Consider the following 19738-nt stretch of genomic DNA (forward strand, 5'->3'; position numbering starts at 1 on the left):
TTTTATTTTACTGATACTATAACGATTTCTCTTGGTATCCCTGTGCCTCTTCTGTAACCCTCTTTTGTATCTATAACAATTTGAGAAAAAATTGTTGTAAGCATCTGTTTGCGCTCATAGTCATTTGCATTAATCCAAAGAGACTCAATATTTTCGCTTAAAAATTTTATGTCTTTATCATCCTGTTTATTGGTTTGTCTTATAGTTTTTAATTCACGAATAATCTCTTTTTCTCTCTCTCGAAGTTTTTCGGATTCTTCAATGAGTTCATCAATATCTATAATGTCATTTTCGTACATGGTTTTCTTTTTCTTTAAAAGTTTTTCAATTGATTTTAATTCATTTTCCATTTCCTTAATTTTATCATTTGAAACATCTGAAACATCTGTGGACCCAACAATATCGCCAACGAGCTCATCAAATATACTGAAAACCGTTTTTACTAAATTATCTTCAAGAATAATATGACTGGTACAATTTTTACCTGCTTTTTTCCCAGAGCATCTATAGGTTTTTTTTCCGGCACTTTTGTGACCAGACATTGAGTGTCCACATCGAGCACACTTTAAAATCGACGAAAAATAATAATTACTTGTTTCGCGCTTACCTCCAGTTCCTCTTCTTTTACCCAAAATATCCTGTAACTCCCAAAATTCTTCTCTGGGAATAATTCTTGGTTGGATTCCTTCGTATAGCTTTTGCTCACCAGGCGGTTTCTTAGAGTCTTTAGAATTTGTGTTATGAGTTAAATAACCAGCATAGACGGGATTATTTGCAATACCTCTAACTGTGTCCACATGCCATTCTCCGCCATTCGTGGTCTTATACCCTAATTCAGTAAGCTTTTTTGCTACCGTATAAAATCCCAATGTCCTTAGCATGATAAAAATCTTTTTTACAACAATGTCTTCGTCTGAATTAATCGCAAGCTCCTTATCTACGACCTTATAGCCATATGGAGCCATACCACCTGGCCATAGTCCCATTTTCACTTTCTTTTCCATGTTTACACTAACCCGTTCCGAAATTGTCTCTCGCTCCCACTGGGCGATGGCAGCGACCAGAGTGATTAGAAAACGACCAATGGCGGTTGTAGTATCAAATGGTTCTGTAACGGATCTTATTGCTATATTGTGTTTATCAAAAATCTTTAATAATGCATCTAAATCACTGACAGACCGTACTAACCGATCTAGTTTATAAAAAACGACAACATCAAATTTCTTCAGCTTAACATCTTCAATTAACTTTTGCATATTTGGTCGGTTAAGATTTTTTGCACTGTACCCATCATCTATATAACTATCTACATGATCCCACCCTTGAGATTTTATAAAATTTGTATTTTTTTCCTTTTGTGTAGGTATGCTATACCCCTCTTTTGCTTGTTCATCGGTAGAAACTCTCCCGTAGTCAACAGCTCTCAATTGTATCACCTCTATTTGTGTAATTTAATAAGTTATGGGAATTATGTATGAAGGGAGAACGTAGAATATTCAAAGGAGTAAAGTAAGTACTTGACTGTCGGTCCCAGTGAGATAAACTCACTGTTTTTCCGACCAAATGAAATCATATAAATCATCTATATGAATATTAAGTTGATGAGCGATATTCTTGGCAGTTTTTAATGACATTACAGTTTCATTAGTTGCATAAGCGTTAATTTGTTGCTTTTTCATACCCAGTTTTTCTGCTAATTCTACTTGTGTCATTTTTTTATTCCCTAAGATTTCATTCAGCCGGCATCTGCCGACGTCATACACTTTGTCACCGCCTATTATTGAATCATTGGACTCACACTATATAAAAATTTGCCTATAATTTTTATATCATCGCAGTTTTCGTTAGAATATTGTTGATCTGTATAACTGGTGTCATACGAGAAAGGTTCTAAAACAATTAGGTCTGTAAATCTATATACTTTTTTCAGTGTTGCATAATTCCCATTTACAATTACCGCAGCTATTTCTCCATTTTCAACTTCAGATTGCTTTCTCAATATCGCATAATTCCCGCTAGGAACTATCCTATTCATACTGTCGCCGTGAACAACTAGTCCAAATATCTCGTTTATATTTCCAACTTCATAAGGTGGAATAATCTCATCCACAATATCTTCAATTGCTTCTATCGGCTGTCCAGCTGCTATTTTTCCTATAACAGGAATTTTTTTATTTTGTGAAGATAAAAATTCGGCTACTAGCTCGGCCCCCTTTCTTTTGGTTACATATTCTAATTTTTCATTAATAATTTGAACAACTGTATCCTTGTAAGTAGTATCGATATCTGCTTTAGTCACGCCAAATACTATGGCCATTTTTTCGAGTACCCCTGGACTAGGCATAGCTCTATAATTCATGTAATCACTCATGGTACTCTTAGCAATTCCAATTCTGTTTGCTAGTTCGGATTGGGTCATATTGTTTTCTTCAAGAAGTTTTTTGATATTACTTGCGATGACATGCTTTTGTTTATCCATCACTATCACCACCTTAAAATTTTTGTGAAATTTTTATTACAAATAAACAATAACACATTACGAAAAATTCGTAAAGTGCTAAAATTGTATGAAAATATCGTATTTTAGTATTGAAATTACATAAAATTGGTACTATCATTGAAAACATAAGGAGGAGATAACATTGATAAATAAGCAGTGGACGATCAGTGAACTACGAGAACGTACTGGTTACAGTCAGGCACAATTTGCGAAAGAAATAATGCATGTATCACCCAAAACCCTCTGGTTATATGAACAGGACTCTAGCAATCTTCCAGATGATTTAATCAAAAAATACATGTACTTGTTCAATGTAACTTATGAGGAGATTTTTTTTGGTCCAAAGTACGAAAAAATCGTACTAGTACGAAAGGAGATTGAGAAGCGAATTGAGATGTTAAAAAATATCGAACTTGTAGAGCCGTCCACATGACTAACCAGCATATGCTTTATCAAGAGGTGATCAGCATGAGAATTGAGATGACCGAAGAAAAACTGCTTAAATTAAAACCAATTTTTGAAAGTATTTTGTCAAGAAAATACGGTAAACAAATTAAGTTCACATCATTAACGATGGGGAAAGTAACAATTTTTCAAAAATAGCCTGACCAGGCTTTCTCTTTTTAATTACTTTGCAAAATTTGGTGAACGATTTTAGGAATAAAAATTTAAATGATTCATAGAGGTGGACAATCAAAATGGAAAAGGTCATGTTGTCGAAAGAAGAAGCTCTCGCGTTGGAAAGTGCTTTGGAGGGTGTAAATGGAGATAAGGAAAGTGTAAGTCAATATCATGCTACTAGTGGATTGTGGGAAGGTAAATGTCAGGCGTTGAATGACCTTGGTTTAAAAGAAATTAATATCGCTTTGTATGTTGGCTATGAAATAGAGAAGGGTCCAGAGGAAATGGTTTACGATTACTATCTTAAAAACATTGAACGTGGTCCAGTAATTGAAAATGTCCTCAATCTTTTAAACATCCAAATTAAAGGAATCAATTGCTAATTATGATTATTTAAAGGAGGTGATACAAAATGCGGATTTCAAATAAGAAGTGGTTAGCCATGACGATTCAGCAAAAACTAATGGCGCTATATGCTGCAAGGAGGAAGTAAAAAAATGAAGCAGTTATATCACGTTTATGAATGCCAAGATTGCGTTCTTTCATTCGCGGTGGAGCAGGCATTTGAAGATCAGTCAGAAATATGTTGCCCAAATTGCGGCAATGAAGATATCCGTGATGTTGGTCCCGGAGAAATGACTATAATTCTGCCGGCCGGAAGAGTCCACACCTGGAAGATGACGGATGAACAGCGGTCAGACTATGTCAAAAAACATCCGATTGTTCCGACAGATAAGCCAAGTGGTACAAGCCTTGTTAATGTTTCTGAAATGCAATATTCAAAAGCGAAAGAAAACAGCTTAGAAACTAGGAGGAAACAAAGTAACAGAATCATAGACGGAGTGGACACAGATTACCTCCACAAATTGTTTCTAGCTGGTGAATCGTTAAGCTACATTGCAAAAGCTTTAAAAATCAATGAGTCTACACTGAATAACTACATCAAAGAACGTCGCCAGGTAGAACCGGAAAAGTGGCCGAGACGATCCATAAGAAAAAAATAAGACCCGTGCGCCAACACGGATCTAAAGCAAAACATATTTCACTCTCACTATAGCACGAAACGGGGTGAGAATCATTAAATTATTCCAACATCAGGAAATAGCACTAAATGAAACGTACGACAAAAATCGCGTTGCCTACTATTTGGACATGGGCCTCGGGAAGACTTTTGTTGGTAGCGAGAAATTGTGGGAGCTCAATGAACTTTATAACTTGGTAATCTGTCAAAAGTCAAAAATCGGTGATTGGAAAGAACACTTTGAACTATTCTATCCAGAGTACCAGGTCATCATATTTGACCAACAGCCAATTGAAAAAATACCACCTGAGTCTATTTTAATCATCAACTACGACAAGGTTTGGAGACGCCCTGAATTATTGAAATTAAAACACTTCACTCTCATGTTGGATGAATCATCCATGATTAAAAATGAATCGTCAAATCGTACTAAATTCATTATGAAATTGAGAGCAGATAACGTAATTCTGCTATCTGGGACACCAACAGGCGGGAAGTACGAGGAATTATGGTCCCAGCTGCATCTATTGGGCTGGAAGATAAGTAAACAACTTTTCTTAAAACAATTTGTTGTCCAGGAATGGGACGACCGGAATCAGCAATATAAAATCACTGGCTACAAAAACGTTGACAGGTTGAAAGCCAAATTAAAGCAGTATGGTGCGGTGTTTATGAAAACGGAAGAGGTTTTCAATTTACCGGCAGTCAATGATGTGACAGTTAAGATTCCGACTACCAAGCAGTACAAGGAATTTAAACAGCATAGCATTGTTGAGGTGAACGGCGAAGAGTTAATTGGCGATACGGCCACCAGTAAGAAACTGTACTTGCGTCAGCTGGCGGGGGTTTACAACGACAACAAGCTTCAGTATGTGAAGGATCTAATCGACAGCACCAATGACCGCATCATTATTTTCTACAACTTCAAAAAAGAGTATGCAGCATTGGTGGACATGATTGATAGACCCATATCGACAATTAACGGTGATTTGAAAGACCTAACGGCTTATGAGAAGCATGAAAACTCAGTCACGCTTATCCAGTACCAGGCCGGGGCAATGGGGCTGAATCTACAGAAATCCAATAAGATAGTGTATTTCACCCTGACCGATAAGAGTGAACTGTTCGAGCAATCTAAAAAGCGGACACACCGAATCGGCCAAGATAGACCATGCTTCTATTATTATCTGCTGACGGTTGGAACCATTGAATGGCGCATGCTAGAGGTCCTGAAAGAACGCAAAGATTACACCGATGCCTTATTTGAGAAGGAGGAGATAGAGTGAGCAGAGAGATTAAGTTTCGTGCTTGGGAAAAGAATCTAAAAGAAATGATTCCAGTACACGAAATTAATTTTGAAAACAGAATGATAAATATAAAATCTGCTTGGCGGCTTTTCGATGAAATTGAATTAATGCAATTCACAGGCTTAAAAGATAGTGCAGTTTGTGAAGAATTCCCGGAAGGAATCGAAATATTCGAGAGTGATATTTTGTATGACATTGTAAACAATGAATTTTACATTGTCGCTTGGGATGACAATTACGCAATGTTCTTTTTGAAAAATGTAAATGATGATCCAAAAAAAGATGATTATGATTTTGCAGAATTTGACACTGAAGTTTGTAATAACTTGTATGTTGTCGGCAACATTTATGAAAACCCTGAGTTATTGGCAGGTGACAACTAAATGGCATATTCCCGTGAAGAGCAAGAAACTTGTTTGGTTTTCGACACGGTTAATGGTACATGGAACGTTTACTCCAATGTTCCAAAACACATTCGAAAACTCTCTAAAATTACAGAATTAATCACCATAGAAGAGGAAGATGGTAAACCGATATGTGTCAAAGGTGTTCTCACCGAAAAACAGGTTGCTATGAGGGCTGAACGTATTATGTCTGATGAACAAAAACAAGCCGCAGCTGAGAGATTAGCTGAAGCAAGAGATAAAAAGGGGGATTCCAAATGAGTAATGAAGTGGTTCAGTTTGAAAATAAGTATTTAGCGGTAATGGCAGGTATTGCAGCGGCTGAAAAACAAATCAAGCAGCTTACCGAGCAACAAAAGAACTTGAAAGCTGAATTAGAATCGGCCATGGATCAGCACGAAATCAAATCCATTGATAACGAATTTTTGAAAATTACCCGGGTTGCGGCTAGTTCTTCAACATCAATTGACCTTAAAAAGCTACAAGAAAAAGAGCCGGCTTTATACGGTGAGCTACTGGAAGATTATCCGAAGGTAAGCAATAAAAAAGCCTATGTGATGTTCAAAGTGAAGTGAGGTGATATTAGGATGAATTCCGGCAAAAAGGATGATTTATTCGCGGCTTTACTGCATGCTGCCATGTTGGCATCTGCCCACTCAAAAGTTGAAAAGATACTCAAAGAATCAGATGAACGTCTTTCTGCTGAGGCTGACCAGGTGATGAAAGAAATTGAACATTTTAACCGCATGAATCTAATTAATAAAGCTCTCGATGCAGGTGACAAAGAATCGTTTATGAAGCTGACAGGTGAGTTAATACATGCGTGAATCAGCCTTTCAAAAAAAAGTCATGGATTTTCTTAAGCAACATGGTGTTTGGCACCTAAAGTATTGGGCCGGCAGTCAGTACACCAAGCAGGGCATACCGGACATACTGGCCTGCATCGATGGCACTTTTCATGGAATTGAATTAAAAACGGATGTTGGACAACCTACCAAGCTTCAACTACATAACATCCAGAAAATAAAGGATTCGGGCGGTGAGGCTTATATTTTAAGGCCAAAGGATTTTGAAGCCTGGAAAGAAAGGTGGTTTGAATGATTGATAAACGCAAAAATGCTTTCTATATCAATCAAGTAAATTATATCAGCAAAACAGGCGAGTATAAATCATTCGTAATCTATAGCCACCATGGGATTTCTTCCAAACGATTTGCAATATTTTTAGAGGAATATATCAAGAATCATATTAGAGATTTTGCTAATTTCCAGGAGGAATGGGGTTCTCAACAAACCATTAGTAATGAACAGTTTTGCTACTAGGAGGTGAAATCATTGACCCAGTACAGCTACAGCCGGGTGTCATTATTCAATGATTGCCCGTATCATTTCAAGCTGCGTTACATTGATCAGCTGACAGAATTACCTAAGTATGATGCCGACAATCCGTTAATTATTGGACATGCCCTTCATACAGGGATTGAGCATGATGTAGAAATAGCCTTGAATGAGTATTACAATTCCTTCCCGGTTTTAACGGATGCAATCATCCATGAAGCTATGAAGCTGGAAATCTTGATTCCGAAAGTTAAAGAATACTTGTTTAAGAATTTCGCTGATTTCGAGTTTATCCATGAGTACAAACTAGATTTTCCTAATTATCTTGGATTTGTCGATTTAATCCTGAAAGCTCCAGACGGGTCATGTATGGTGATGGATTTCAAGTATTCCAACAACGTTAAGAATTATTTAGAGTCCGGTCAGCTGCATATCTACAAAGATTATCTGGAGCAGGATGGATTTGAAGTAAAACGATTGGCTTACTTGTTTGTTCCAAAGACCTCTTTAAAGCAAGAGGACAACGAGGATCTATTCCATTACCGGAAACGCCTGGTCAAAGCAGTAACCGAGTCAGAGGTTAAATTAGTGCCTATCACATTCGATGAAATGGAAACAGTCTATTTCAAAAACGCCATTCGAAAGATTGAAGCGGCAAAGGATTTTCCTAAAAATACGAGTGGAAAATGTTTCAGCTGCAACCCACGCTTTGCACCTAATTATTTGGAAGCTATTTATAACGAAAAAGGAGAGATTTTAATGGCACTACCGAAAAATGAGCGCCGTGAGCGCAAGATTGACACTAAGCCGGACTTTTGGATTTACGCTGATTCATATGTAGGGAAATCAACGTTTGTTGACCAAATTCCCAATGTCCTATTCCTCAACACTGATGGTAATACCGATAATACCACAGCACCGGTAATATCGATTAAGGATATTGTCACAAAATCTGGCCGTGTCACAACTCGCAAATTAGCATGGGAAGTATTCCTTGAAACGATTTCTGATTTAGAAACCGAAGAAAATGATTTCGAAGCTGTTGCGCTCGATTTGGTCGAAGACATTTATGAACACTGCCGGGTTTACGTCTTTGACAAGAATGGATGGGAGCACGAGTCTGACGGATCTTATGGAAAAGGCTGGTCAAAGGTAACTACTGAGTTTAATAATGCCATGAAACGGCTAAAAGCACTAGGCTATCAAATTGGATATGTCAGCAAAGAAAAAGTTGAAGAAATCACTCTCAAAGGCGGTTCTAAGCGGACCACATTCAAGCCAAACATTAATGATAAGGTGGCGAATTTCCTTACCGGTACCGTGGATTTAACATTACGCGCTTTCGTAAATTCCGATGATGAAAGATTCCTGCAGCTGGCCAAGAAGCAAAACGTATTTGGTGGCGGTCGCTTTGATTTCCAAGTCGAAACTATTCCATTAGAAATGGACGCCTTTATCGAAGAGTTAAAAGCTGCCCAGGAAGGGAAAACCACCAAGAAAAAGGACAAGCGTACCGGAAGGGTTAAGGAGGACCAACCCAAATCTGTTCCAGATGGTGGAAGCACTGAGGAATCGGATTCCCCATCTAAACCTGAAAGATCCAGACGCCGCCGAGAAGATAATAAGGAATCTGAAGAAGTGGCTGATGAAAAACAGCCGGTAGAGGATGAAAAGCCAAAACGCGAGCGCAGATCACGGAAAACCGAAGAAGAAGCTCCAGCCGAAGAAGAAAAGCCGCGTGAGCGTAAACGCCGGGAGCGTAAAGCTGTAGAGGGCGATGACACGCCTCCAGGGGAAGATAAAGCGGAAGATAAAGCGGAAGATAAAGAGGAACAGCCGGCGCGTACCCGTAGAACTAGAAGGAGCCGGGATTAATGGATAGACTTGAGCAGTTATTAAATTATCTGAATCAACTGGATAACATTAGAAGACATGACTTGTCTTCTAAAATGGAAACAAAAATTGATGAAAAGATTCTTAAGGTATGTTGTGAAATCGAAGTTATTTTAAAAATATAGGAGATGAATGCAATGGCAGTTAAAGAACTCAATGTAAAAGAGCAGCATTATGCTGACACCCGTGAAGAAGCTGAATCAATCGTTGAAGAAGCGAAGGATGATGTCTACCTAACATCCTTTAAAATTAGTGAAAAGCACAATAAATTAGGCACATATTTCTTGGTTGACCTGGCATTCAGCTATGACACACCAAAAGAATTTATGGAATCTAAACCGGCTAAGAAACCTGCACCAGTTGAAGAACCACCTAAGGGGCAGCTCGAATACTCAGTTAACCAAGATGGTACCGTTTCTGTAAATCAAGATGAGGAGGATGAAGAATAATGGCAGAAAATAAGTTTGATTGGTCCAAGTTTGATAAGCAGGTAGATTTAGAGTCTCTTCAATCCGATGTTGAAGAAGTTGAAAAAAATGGTGGCGGTAATTTCGAGGAACTTCCCGATGGTTCATATGAAGTGGAAGTAGAAAAGATGGAATTGGGGCAATCGAAAAAAGGGGACCCAATGCTAAAAATTCAATTTAAAGTCGTGGCCGGCGAATATGAAAAGCAGCGTATTTTCTATAACGGTGTTATGCAGCCGCAAAATGATAGTGCTTTTGGATTCCAAGTACACCGCAATAATGAAATGCTTCGGGCCCTTTGGGATTGCAAGAAGGAAGATGTCAAATTTACCGGATTTAAAGATTATGCCGATCTAGTTCTCGACATCCACGAGGACATTGACGGGCAATTTGAGTACCTGATTGTAAAGGGCACTGATAAAAAGGGATACACCACGTTAGATATCGAGGAAGTTTTCGAAGTTGAATAATTGAATAAAGGGGAGGTTCCGACCTTCCCTTTTGTTTTAAGGAGGGATAATCAATGAATCTTACTAAATTATTTGAGACCCAAAAGGCACTAAGAAATCGCATTAAATATGATAAGCCTGACCGTTTTCATAAATCAATTTTAGGTCTACTTGTTGAACTCGGTGAATGTGCCAATGAACAACGGACTTGGAAATTTTGGAGCACGGATCAGCAGCCGCGAACCAGGAGGGCTAGGGCACCTTACATGGACCTTGACGATGCTGATTTTTACAATCCCTTGCTCGAGGAATATGCTGATAGTTTGCATATGCTACTCGATTTAGGATTGCAAAGAGGCTATGACCAAATTGAAGTAGTCATCCCTCGAAAAACAGATAACATAGTTAGGCAATTTATTTTGCTTTATGATGCCGTTTGCCAATTCTATTTTACACCTGGGATCAGATACTACGGCAGGATATTGGAGTTGTTCTTCGGTTTAGGGGAAATGCTTGAATTTACCTGGGAAGAAATTGAAGAGGCATATATTGCTAAGAACAAGATTAATCATCATCGCCAAAAAGTTGGATATTAAGGTGATTGAAAATGCTCTTCTATGACTTTGAGGTATTTGAATATGATTGGCTGGTTGTAATCACTGACACGGATACTAAGTCGGAGCAGGTCTTTGTAAACAATACCCAAGCATTAATCGATTTCTACAACCAACATAAGAAGGATATCTGGGTTGGGTATAATAGCCGACACTATGACCAGTACATTATGAAAGCTATCATTTGTGGGTTTACCCCACAAAAAATAAATCACTGGATCATCACTAAGCGTCAACCAGGTTGGAAGTTTTATAAGGATTTTTGGAAAATCCAGTTTTACAACTATGACGTAATGACTGATAAAAACAAATCCCTTAAGCAGCTGGAAGGTTTTCTTGGACATGATATCCGTGAGTCAACGGTAGATTTTACAATCGATCGTCCACTCACGGAGGCAGAAATTGAAGAAGTTATTAAGTATTGTCGCCACGATGTTCATGAAACCATGCACATTTTTATGGAGAAAATTGAAGAGTTTCAATCTCAAATGGAACTGCTGAAAATGTTTAACCTTCCACTAAAACACATCTCGAAAACAAAAGCTCAATTGGGTGCAGTTATCCTGGAAGCAAAACAACCACAGACGCCTAGAAATGACGAGTTTGATATTTCATTCCCGCCAACATTACGGGTCTATAAATACAACGAAGTACTTGAGTTTTATTGGGAGAATCGAGACTATAACAAGTTTTTAGAAATGAATATAGCCGGAGTCCCAACCGTCTTTGCCTGGGGCGGTTTACACGGTGCCAGACGAAATTATTACGACACCGGACATTTTATTAATATCGACGTGGCCAGCTATTATCCTGCCATGATGATTGAGTATGATTATTTATCTAGAAACGTTAAGAACCCTGAAAAATTTAGGCAGATTCGAGACACCCGATTAAAGTATAAGTCAGTAAAAGACAAGCGGGAAAAGCCACTGAAAATTGTTATTAATGGGGCATTCGGCGCTACGAAGGACAAGTTCAATGAACTCTATGATCCAAGACAATTTAACAATATCGTTATTGGCGGCATGACCTTGATGGTGGATTTAATAGAGATGCTTGAACCATACTGCCAGGTTATCCAGGCTAACACCGACGGTATATTAATTAAGCTCTATCGTGAGGAAGATTATGCGCTTATTGACGACATTTGTTATGAGTGGGAGCAACGGACACGAATGGAACTTGAATTTGAGTCCTTCCACAAAGTTATTCAAAAAGATGTGAATAATTACATCCTTGTTCCTTTCGGAGATTTATACGATGAAAAAGGAAAACCAAGATGGAAATCCAAAGGGGCTTACGTTAAAAAGCTGGACAACTTGGACTATGACTTGCCGATTGTTAATCAGGCGATTGTAGATTTTTTCCTCAAAGGCATTGACCCTGAGGAAACAATATTCGAATGCACGGAGTTAAGGAAGTTCCAAAAGATAGTGAAGGTTTCTGGTAAATATGACTATGCCAGGTATGGAACGAAGCGAATGAAGGAAAGAGTGTTCCGGGTTTTCGCATCAATTGATAAAAACGACAAAGAGTTAGTTAAAGTAAAGGACGGTAGCGCGAACAAAATATCATACACACCGGAACGCTGCTTTATTATCAACAACGATGTAACCGGGATGTCGATACCCGGGAAGCTAGATTACTGGTGGTATTTGGATTTGGCGAACGAACGGATAAATGCATTTTTAGGGAAAGGGGAATGAAATGCGGCAGCTTGATTTATTTCGAGAAATCATAGTGGACAATTTTGCGGGCGGGGGCGGCGCCTCCACAGGAATTGAAATGGCGACAGGTTTATCGGTGGATATCGCTATCAATCATGATCCGGCTGCAATAGCAATGCATCGGGCGAACCATCCGGATACGGAGCATTACTGCGAAAGCGTCTGGGACGTGGACCCGATAAAAGCAGTCAAAGGGCGCAAGGTAGGATTGGCATGGTTTTCTCCGGACTGCAAACATTTTTCAAAAGCAAAAGGCGGTAAACCAGTTGATAAAAACATAAGGGGACTGGCTTGGGTGGCGGTTCGGTGGGCTGCCAAGGTCCGTCCGCGGGTCATTATGTTGGAGAACGTGGAGGAGTTCCAAGACTGGGGGCCGGTCGGTAAAGACGGAAAGCCTATAGAGAGTAAAAAAGGAATCACGTTCAATAGATTTATAAAATCGTTTGAAAAGCTTGGCTATGTGGTTGACTGGCGAGAGCTTAAGGCATGCGACTACGGAGCACCAACCATTCGCAAGCGATTTTTCCTAATTGCAAGATGTGACGGCCGGCCGATAGCGTGGCCGGAACCTACTCACGGAGAACCGGAAAGCCTGCCAGTCAAAATGGGCAAGTTAAAGCCTTGGCGGATATCGGCTGAAATAATTGACTGGTCTTTACCTTGTCCTTCCATTTTCGAAAGGAAAAAGCCTCTTGTTGAGAAAACCATGAGACGGATTGCATTGGGCCTAAAAAAATTTGTTATCGATAATCCAAAACCGTTTATAGCACCTGTCGAATATTCCGGAAACGACAATAGCAAACTTGTATCTGCGTTTCTAACAAGCTACTACACTGAGACCAGCTCAAGGGAAGTAAGGGGATTGTCGTTAAACGAACCTCTTCACACAATCACTGCTGGTGGCAACAGATTTGGATTGGTAACAAGCCATTTAATTAAATTCAGAGGTAATAACATTGGCCACAGGATGGATGAACCTTTGCATACAATAACGGCCGGCGGAAATCATTTAGGAGAGGTTAGAGCATTCCTTATGGCTTACTACGGTTCTAGCATCGGCCAAGACTTAAAAGAACCACTCCATACAATCACAACAAGAGATCGGTTTGGGCTTGTTACTGTACATGGCCAGGAATATCAAATTACCGATATCGGCATGAGGATGTTAAAGCCGTGGGAGCTGTATCCGGGCCAAGGGTTTCCTGATAACTACATCATCGATAGGGATGACAAAGGCAATCCATATCCGGTCAAGGAACAAGTGGCTCGTTGCGGAAATTCTGTTTCTCCAATGCTACCGGATGCGCTTGTCCGGGCGAATTTGCCGGAATTTTGTTCAAATGAAAGCCGATATAAAAGGGCAGTTGCCAATTAATAAGGGGGTAATAGATTTGCAAAGACCTTTAACGAGTCAAATAGTTATAGATGAGTTTACCAAAATCATAGATTCACAGGATGAAAAAGGTTTTAAAAAGTACGGCACCACAATCGACCAGGCTAATAACAAGGATTATAACTGGGAGCTCATGGCCTTAGAAGAAACCGCCGATCTACAAAAGTATTTGATCCGTAGAATTCTACAGGTTTCCGGGGAACTTGTACGGGCAAAAGCGGAGAATAGAAAGTTGGAAAATGAACTAAATGGATACATCGATGATATTGAGCAGCTGGAAGGGATGCTCGCCCAGGCTAACAACCGAATTGAAGAATTGGAAAGTAAACAATCAACAATATTTGTGGATGAAGATCATCAACTCTTTAAGAAAAAACTAGCTGATTTTATGCAACAGATTAATCCCAAACCGACTATGGAGCAAATCGAACAATTAAAGCAGCAGTATTTTGAGAATAGAAAAAGGAAGGATGACGAATGAGAGACTATCTAAATTCCTTAGAGAAAAATCAGTTTTTGGTTATGAACTCGGTTTTGCAAATGGCGATTGGGATTCGAAATCAGGGTATGGACGGTCCGAAACTCCAGACAATGCGGGAAGAATGGACCAAACGGGACAACATGACCAAGGATGAACATAAGAGTTTGAAAATGGCAGAAACGTATTTAAGTAAATTTATTATGTCTGTCTATAACCGCCTCAGCAAGAAAGAGCAGGAACAGATCAACAAAAAACTGATGAAATATGATTTTAAATTGGTCGATGATTTCACTCTTCAAAAGGTGAACCGGGACATCAAAGACAAAATTCAGAATGCGGTTGTTCCACGGCAGCAGTTTTACGACTGGTGCTCGGAGATTATGGCCGTTAAATGTAACGGCTGCACAAAGGATTGGAACGAGTGTGAGCTGTACACGGTATTTGAAGATAATTTCGTGCCAGAGAGTGGCTTTGATTGTGCAACTTGTAGGTTTGCTTACAAGTTGGAGTAGACCAGAATCGGTAATAAGAAGGTGAAATAATGAAACTGTATGAAGCTACAAATGGATTCATAGGTTACAGCTATGTTCGTTGTAATGTGTGGGCAAATGACGAAAAGGAGGCATTAGAATTAGCTAAAAAAGCCTATAAAGAATCTGACGAAGCGAAAATACATGGAAATAGATACTGGGAAAACATTGAACTTGAATTAATTGTTGATTCAGAAAAGGACATTGAACCTTTTTATACTGAACCAACCGACTAAAAAAAGGTGTGATGAAATGGGGATTTTATATAACACAGTAGCAACCCTTCCAGAGCTAAAAAGAAATCACATCATTGAAAGATTACTAGAAAAAGGCATCACAGAAACGAAGGATGGAATCAGCATTTATGACCTGGACTATAGGGAATTAAAATTAGAACTGTCTAAAGCGGATTTTCGTGGAATTAATGCAGAATCTGATGCAAATAAATGGTTTTAACGACAGCAATCGGGAACGACGGCAATTGACGGCATTTTCAATCGACGGCATGTGAGTTTGACAGCAATCGACTATGACGGCAAACTACAAAATTTTTATGTAATAAATAGTCGATTTCGAAAGTAGGTGATTAACATTTATAAAGGTTATCTCAAAGGCAACGGGAAACATGCTGCCACTAAATTCAAAGACACTGGCAAACTATTATCCTATAATACCGTTCGAAAATACGATTCCTATGTTGGTATTTTGGAAGATGACTATATTATGGTGGATGTGGATGATATCGACGCAGCTGAAACGCTACTCGATATAGTAGAGGACAAAGACATCCAATGTTCAGTCCTGGAGACGACTAATGGATACCATTTTTATTTCAAAGGGTATGACATAACCGCCAATAAAATTAAGTGGTTTTCTAACATAGGAATCCCTTGTGATTACAAACTAGGGATAAAAAACACCGCGGATCCGTTAAAGATAGATGGGAATGTTCGCCGGTGGATAAGGAAAGCAACTGAGCATGAACCGTTACCCATTTGGCTTTACCCGTATCATAAGAAAAATCCTAACTTGACCAAGCTATCCGAGGGAGACGGCCGGAACGATAAACTGTTTACCTATATTTTAAAAATGCAGTCCCAGGGTATGGCCAAAAAGGATATTAAAGAAACAATCGCCATCATCAATAAATACATCCTGGAAGAACCGGTTGAGGATAAAGAACTAAATATTATCCTTCGTGATGATGCATTTATGAAAGAATCCTTTTTTATAAAGGGTTCTTTCCAGCATGAGAAATTCGGAGATTTTTTAATCAATGAGCATCATATATGTAAAATCGCAAACATTTTACATATTTATAAGGACGGTGTGTATTCGGATAAACAGGCTGACATCGAGGAGGCTATGATAAAACATATTCCTAATCTAAAGCGAATGCAGCGCCAAGAGACTCTCGCTTACCTGCAACTGAAAGCCAAAGACAAACACTTTTCTCCTACCAAATATGTACCGGTGAGGAATGGAGTTTTTAACTTGGAAAAATGGGAACTCGAGGATTTTAGCCCGGAAATTATCACTCGAAACAAGATTCCGGTGCCTTATATTCCTAAGGCATACTATGAAGTGACTGATAAAACCTTAAATAAAATCGCGGTTAACGACAAAAAAATCAGGGCCATTTTGGAAGAGATTTTAGGCTATATCTTATTTCGTCGTAACGAATTCGCGGCCACATTTATCCTCACTGGTGACGGATCCAACGGTAAATCATCCTATCTAAAGATAATCCGGAGGTTGGCCGGGACGGATAATTGTGCATCATTGGACTTGAAAGAACTTGATCAGCGATTCAAAACGGCAGAGTTGTTCGGTAAGCTCGTTAACATCGGTGACGATATTTCCAAAGGGTACATTAAGGAATCGTCTGTTTTTAAAAAGTTGTCTACCGGCGAAACCTTAAACGTCGAAAGAAAAGGAAAGGATCCTTTTGATTTTACGAACTATGCAAAAATGATTTTTTCCGCTAACGAAATGCCGAGAATTAATGATTACACGGACGGACTTGGGCGCCGGTTACAAATCGTTCCGTTTAGAGCAAAATTCAGTGTTGCCGATGAAGATTACGATCCATTTATTACTGATAAATTGCTGTCAGATGAATCAATGCAATATGTATTGAACTTGGCATTATCCGCACTCAAACGATTGCTTACTAATAAACAGTTTACAAAATCGAAAGCTGTCGAAGAAGAATTATCAAAATACCAGGAAGAAAATAATCCGGTTCTTAGTTTCGTCAATAATGAGGATGTGGAGCTGGAGCGTGGGGTGGTGGGTGATATCTACATGCAGTATAAAGTTTACTGTTCAGAAAATGGATACCAGCCAGTAAGCAATATTAGCTTTAGCAAACAGATAAAACAGTTTTTCGGATTCAATACAAAGGTTCAAAAAGTAGATGGAAAAAATAAAAGAATTTTTGTAAGTGAAGAGTAAATTTTTGCGCCTTTCCAAAGATGGTCAAAAGGTCGTGACCGATTTTTGGTCAAACCACTTTTAAAAAGTCAGTATTATCAATGGTTGAAAAAAAGCATTTGACCGTTTTTTGGTCACGAAAATGGCTAAAATAGTGACCGTTTTAATAAAAAATCATCAAAAAACAGGTCAAATGCGTTACCTGTTACCTAATCCGTTACCTCGAAAAAGTCAGTAATATCAATGGTTTTGGTGGTGTCGGTAACAGGTAACAGATAAAATCAACTTCTTAATAAAATATATAATAATAAATATAAAAATTTTAATTTTATATAAGAAAAATAGGGGGTAAATGCGTTACCAAAGGGGTCGAAACTTGTCGGAAAGTCAGTCGTATCAAGGCTTTGAGTCGGTAACAGATGGTAACGCATTTTGTCGAAATAAAGGCAGGTGAGCATGTTTGTATGAATGGCTGCGGGATTATCAACAATTAGAAGAAGAAGTTTCTTACGTAGAATTTGAACTTGAGCGTTACAAAAATGAATTAAAAAGATGGATGGGTGCCGGTGATTTATCCGGTATTCAATTACACCCAGATTCAAGAGCATCAAAGTTAGAAGATATCATTGCTGCTACAGAATATGAATTAGCACACAAAATGAATGATCTCTATAATGCTAAGAAATTGATTAGTAAATTCAAAGGCTTAGAGAATAAAATTTTATATATGAAGTATGTTGAAGGTAAAACATTAACAGAAACGGCTTACGAGTTAGGATACACGCCAGGACATATTTACAATAAGCATGCTCAAATTATTAAAATGATAAATTTCGCACATCATCTGAACTTAAGTTAAATTGTAGCGATAGAACCCATTGAAAATCTCCATTATGCTAATAACATAGAATTCTATCAAAAAGACATCATCTTATCGGATGGTGTCTTTTTATATGTACTCCATGCCTGGCTATGATTGACTGTGCGACGCAGCATGTCATAGTTTCGGTTACCTCTTCCAGCCGTGATGCCAGCGGTTAAGGTGTGGATCGGCACGGCTCGCCATCTGCCGAAGTAAAGATGGTTCTAATATTTATTAGCAGGTGATTGCTTATGAAAATTGCTGATCATTTATCAGATGAACAAATTAAGCAGCTGAAGAATATTAAGTCACCTAAGAAAAAGAAACAAGAGAGAGTAAATTGGCCCGAGATCATGGGAATGAACAGGGATATCTACACTAGGAAAAATGGGGCGGTGAGGCGGAAATGAAACATGAATTACAATTTGAATGTTTAGATGAATACTGCAAGACAATTGTCATAGGGCATGGTTATCGAATGGATGGCATTCGTTGTCCTAGATGTGATGGTCCTGTGGTTCCTAAACCATTTACAAAGGTGAAAAAGATTAGTGAAGATGCTTTGTATGTAAGAAATGAAATCATAAGGCGATGTAAGAAACATTGCTTCGATTTAACACCCGAACAAGTTGAAACTGTGCTGGAAATATATAAGAACAAAGAACCGATTGCTCCGATAAAGGAGAGTGAGGTTGTCATACCTTTAACCTTAGATGGTAAAGAGATTTCTAGAATAGTTACAGAATCATTAAAAAGGTTGAGACGAAATGATTAGAGTTATCTTGATCGCCTTATTACTGTGTACCGGTGCATCTGTTACACATGCTGTCCTTGAACCACCATTGAGGACTAAGGATTGTAGATTCATTATTTAATATAAAAAGGAGTTGTTGTGACATGGCTGAAAAGCGCGAGTCAAACAAAGAAAAGTATCCAGAGGCAGTTAAACCATTAAGTAACAGTCTTAAAGTAAAACTTGAATTGGATTGTACCGAAGCATTGAAGGGATTAAAGGCAGTAACCAGGGCGGCGAAGAAAGCAACGGCTGCATTGAAGGAATTAGAGGAGCAAATCAATAAGCAGTCTAATCATTCTGTTAATGTGAATCTTAATGGTCAAGAGATTGCGAAACGGATATCTAGTAAATGGGCGTCCGATAAGCAATGCTAAAGAGCTGCAAGTATTGTGGCGGTATTCATGATCGTTCCTATGTCTGTCCACGTAAACCTGTACGGACTAAACAACCTACTTACATTGACAAGTTCAGACGCACAAGAGCATGGACAAATAAGAGTAAACAAATAAGGGAACGTGACAAGCATCTATGCCAGGTCTGTATTCGTAAGCTGCATAACACGCAGCAACAATATAACTTTACTAACATAGAGGTCCATCATATTGTTCCTATCGTGGAGGATTGGAACAAGAGATTGGATGACGAGAACCTGATCAGCTTATGCAGCAATCATCACAAGATGGCGGACGCTGGGGAGATAGGCCGTGTCGAATTGTTGGAAATTACAAAAGCGCAAGAGTCGTTATTCGACAAATAAATTAAAAAGAAAATTGTTTGTCGATTAGAAACAATTCTGAATTGTACCCCCCACCTTGAATTTTCTGACAATTAAAACCAGTGAGACCACGACTCCACTTTCGCTCGAAAAAAATTCCCGAAATGAAAAGTTTAGGAGGTGAG

The 19738-nt window shown here is 38.7% G+C and carries 31 protein-coding genes; 28 read left to right on the plus strand and 3 right to left on the minus strand.

What is annotated here, in order from left to right:
* Nucleotides 1-2: 2 nt before the first annotated feature.
* The 3 genes from AR334_RS20690 to AR334_RS20700 form a co-directional block, all read right to left on the minus strand.
* Nucleotides 3-1427: a recombinase family protein gene (locus AR334_RS20690; RefSeq protein WP_066316813.1), complete on the minus strand. Its 1425-nt coding sequence runs from the start codon at nucleotides 1425-1427 to the stop codon at nucleotides 3-5.
* A 117-nt stretch (nucleotides 1428-1544) separates the two neighbouring features.
* Nucleotides 1545-1763, minus strand: a complete 219-nt coding sequence (locus tag AR334_RS20695; RefSeq protein WP_066316831.1) for a helix-turn-helix transcriptional regulator — start codon at nucleotides 1761-1763, stop codon at nucleotides 1545-1547.
* Between the two features lie 14 nt (nucleotides 1764-1777).
* A complete protein-coding gene (locus AR334_RS20700; RefSeq protein ID WP_156431351.1) occupies nucleotides 1778-2479 on the minus strand; it encodes a LexA family transcriptional regulator in 702 nt (233 codons plus the stop codon).
* A gap of 163 nt (nucleotides 2480-2642) precedes the next feature.
* Here AR334_RS20700 and AR334_RS20705 point away from each other — a divergent pair, with 163 nt between their 5' ends.
* From AR334_RS20705 to AR334_RS20825, 28 genes are all read left to right on the plus strand, one after another.
* Nucleotides 2643-2933 carry a helix-turn-helix transcriptional regulator gene (locus AR334_RS20705; protein WP_066316836.1) on the plus strand — a complete coding sequence of 97 codons (291 nt, stop codon included), beginning with the start codon at nucleotides 2643-2645 and terminating at the stop codon, nucleotides 2931-2933.
* Complete coding sequence (locus AR334_RS29625) at nucleotides 2930-3103, plus strand: hypothetical protein (protein WP_156431352.1); 174 nt, start codon at nucleotides 2930-2932, stop codon at nucleotides 3101-3103. The genes AR334_RS20705 and AR334_RS29625 overlap by 4 nt, the downstream gene beginning before the upstream one ends.
* 95 nt (nucleotides 3104-3198) lie before the next feature.
* Nucleotides 3199-3504, plus strand: coding sequence for a hypothetical protein (locus tag AR334_RS20710; RefSeq protein ID WP_066316846.1), 306 nt, complete (start codon nucleotides 3199-3201; stop codon nucleotides 3502-3504).
* Nucleotides 3505-3618: 114 nt separating this feature from the next.
* Complete coding sequence (locus AR334_RS20715; protein ID WP_066316847.1) at nucleotides 3619-4125, plus strand: hypothetical protein; 507 nt, start codon at nucleotides 3619-3621, stop codon at nucleotides 4123-4125.
* Nucleotides 4126-4198: 73 nt separating this feature from the next.
* Nucleotides 4199-5428 carry a DEAD/DEAH box helicase gene (locus AR334_RS20720; protein WP_066318545.1) on the plus strand — a complete coding sequence of 410 codons (1230 nt, stop codon included), beginning with the start codon at nucleotides 4199-4201 and terminating at the stop codon, nucleotides 5426-5428.
* A complete protein-coding gene (locus AR334_RS20725) occupies nucleotides 5425-5832 on the plus strand; it encodes a YopX family protein (RefSeq protein ID WP_066316848.1) in 408 nt (135 codons plus the stop codon). Before AR334_RS20720 ends, AR334_RS20725 begins: the two co-directional genes overlap by 4 nt.
* On the plus strand, nucleotides 5833-6114 hold the full coding sequence (locus tag AR334_RS20730; RefSeq protein WP_066316849.1) for a hypothetical protein: 282 nt from the start codon (nucleotides 5833-5835) through the stop codon (nucleotides 6112-6114).
* Nucleotides 6111-6428 carry a hypothetical protein gene (locus AR334_RS20735; protein WP_066316852.1) on the plus strand — a complete coding sequence of 106 codons (318 nt, stop codon included), beginning with the start codon at nucleotides 6111-6113 and terminating at the stop codon, nucleotides 6426-6428. Before AR334_RS20730 ends, AR334_RS20735 begins: the two co-directional genes overlap by 4 nt.
* 12 nt (nucleotides 6429-6440) lie before the next feature.
* The gene (locus tag AR334_RS20740; RefSeq protein ID WP_066316859.1) at nucleotides 6441-6680 is read left to right on the plus strand and encodes an IDEAL domain-containing protein; all 240 of its coding nucleotides are present in this window, start codon (nucleotides 6441-6443) and stop codon (nucleotides 6678-6680) included.
* Nucleotides 6673-6954: a nuclease gene (locus tag AR334_RS20745; protein WP_066316863.1), complete on the plus strand. Its 282-nt coding sequence runs from the start codon at nucleotides 6673-6675 to the stop codon at nucleotides 6952-6954. Before AR334_RS20740 ends, AR334_RS20745 begins: the two co-directional genes overlap by 8 nt.
* The gene (locus AR334_RS20750) at nucleotides 6951-7175 is read left to right on the plus strand and encodes a hypothetical protein (protein ID WP_066316870.1); all 225 of its coding nucleotides are present in this window, start codon (nucleotides 6951-6953) and stop codon (nucleotides 7173-7175) included. Before AR334_RS20745 ends, AR334_RS20750 begins: the two co-directional genes overlap by 4 nt.
* A gap of 12 nt (nucleotides 7176-7187) precedes the next feature.
* On the plus strand, nucleotides 7188-9065 hold the full coding sequence (locus tag AR334_RS20755; RefSeq protein WP_066316872.1) for an AAA family ATPase: 1878 nt from the start codon (nucleotides 7188-7190) through the stop codon (nucleotides 9063-9065).
* A complete protein-coding gene (locus AR334_RS29630; RefSeq protein WP_156431353.1) occupies nucleotides 9065-9208 on the plus strand; it encodes a hypothetical protein in 144 nt (47 codons plus the stop codon). The genes AR334_RS20755 and AR334_RS29630 overlap by 1 nt, the downstream gene beginning before the upstream one ends.
* Before the next feature lie 12 nt (nucleotides 9209-9220).
* Entirely contained in the window at nucleotides 9221-9532 is a 312-nt protein-coding gene (locus AR334_RS20760) for an organic solvent tolerance protein OstA (protein WP_066316875.1), read from the plus strand.
* Nucleotides 9532-10020 carry a DUF669 domain-containing protein gene (locus AR334_RS20765; RefSeq protein ID WP_066316877.1) on the plus strand — a complete coding sequence of 163 codons (489 nt, stop codon included), beginning with the start codon at nucleotides 9532-9534 and terminating at the stop codon, nucleotides 10018-10020. Before AR334_RS20760 ends, AR334_RS20765 begins: the two co-directional genes overlap by 1 nt.
* 53 nt (nucleotides 10021-10073) lie before the next feature.
* On the plus strand, nucleotides 10074-10595 hold the full coding sequence (locus AR334_RS20770; protein ID WP_066316885.1) for a dUTP diphosphatase: 522 nt from the start codon (nucleotides 10074-10076) through the stop codon (nucleotides 10593-10595).
* 11 nt (nucleotides 10596-10606) lie between these two features.
* Nucleotides 10607-12319, plus strand: a complete 1713-nt coding sequence (locus tag AR334_RS20775; protein ID WP_066316887.1) for a DNA polymerase — start codon at nucleotides 10607-10609, stop codon at nucleotides 12317-12319.
* Between the two features lies 1 nt (nucleotide 12320).
* Nucleotides 12321-13715, plus strand: coding sequence for a DNA cytosine methyltransferase (locus AR334_RS20780; protein WP_066316894.1), 1395 nt, complete (start codon nucleotides 12321-12323; stop codon nucleotides 13713-13715).
* A gap of 16 nt (nucleotides 13716-13731) precedes the next feature.
* Nucleotides 13732-14214 carry a hypothetical protein gene (locus tag AR334_RS20785; protein ID WP_066316897.1) on the plus strand — a complete coding sequence of 161 codons (483 nt, stop codon included), beginning with the start codon at nucleotides 13732-13734 and terminating at the stop codon, nucleotides 14212-14214.
* Nucleotides 14211-14726, plus strand: coding sequence for a DUF5651 domain-containing protein (locus tag AR334_RS20790; RefSeq protein ID WP_066316900.1), 516 nt, complete (start codon nucleotides 14211-14213; stop codon nucleotides 14724-14726). The genes AR334_RS20785 and AR334_RS20790 overlap by 4 nt, the downstream gene beginning before the upstream one ends.
* Nucleotides 14727-14755: 29 nt before the next feature.
* The gene (locus AR334_RS20795; RefSeq protein ID WP_066316910.1) at nucleotides 14756-14980 is read left to right on the plus strand and encodes a hypothetical protein; all 225 of its coding nucleotides are present in this window, start codon (nucleotides 14756-14758) and stop codon (nucleotides 14978-14980) included.
* A 16-nt stretch (nucleotides 14981-14996) separates the two neighbouring features.
* On the plus strand, nucleotides 14997-15200 hold the full coding sequence (locus tag AR334_RS20800) for a hypothetical protein (protein ID WP_066316913.1): 204 nt from the start codon (nucleotides 14997-14999) through the stop codon (nucleotides 15198-15200).
* Nucleotides 15201-15335: 135 nt separating this feature from the next.
* The gene (locus tag AR334_RS20805) at nucleotides 15336-17201 is read left to right on the plus strand and encodes a phage/plasmid primase, P4 family (RefSeq protein WP_066318546.1); all 1866 of its coding nucleotides are present in this window, start codon (nucleotides 15336-15338) and stop codon (nucleotides 17199-17201) included.
* A gap of 439 nt (nucleotides 17202-17640) precedes the next feature.
* Complete coding sequence (locus AR334_RS20810; protein ID WP_066316916.1) at nucleotides 17641-18039, plus strand: hypothetical protein; 399 nt, start codon at nucleotides 17641-17643, stop codon at nucleotides 18037-18039.
* Between the two features lie 254 nt (nucleotides 18040-18293).
* Nucleotides 18294-18452, plus strand: a complete 159-nt coding sequence (locus AR334_RS30035; RefSeq protein ID WP_172799270.1) for a hypothetical protein — start codon at nucleotides 18294-18296, stop codon at nucleotides 18450-18452.
* Nucleotides 18449-18817: a hypothetical protein gene (locus AR334_RS20815; protein WP_066316928.1), complete on the plus strand. Its 369-nt coding sequence runs from the start codon at nucleotides 18449-18451 to the stop codon at nucleotides 18815-18817. The genes AR334_RS30035 and AR334_RS20815 overlap by 4 nt, the downstream gene beginning before the upstream one ends.
* A 122-nt stretch (nucleotides 18818-18939) precedes the next feature.
* Entirely contained in the window at nucleotides 18940-19212 is a 273-nt protein-coding gene (locus tag AR334_RS20820) for a hypothetical protein (RefSeq protein WP_066316930.1), read from the plus strand.
* Entirely contained in the window at nucleotides 19206-19595 is a 390-nt protein-coding gene (locus AR334_RS20825) for an HNH endonuclease (protein WP_066316934.1), read from the plus strand. The genes AR334_RS20820 and AR334_RS20825 overlap by 7 nt, the downstream gene beginning before the upstream one ends.
* Nucleotides 19596-19738: the final 143 nt, after the last annotated feature.

Source organism: Bacillus sp. FJAT-29814 (assembly GCF_001510715.1).
Lineage (GTDB): Bacteria > Bacillota > Bacilli > Bacillales > Cytobacillaceae > Neobacillus.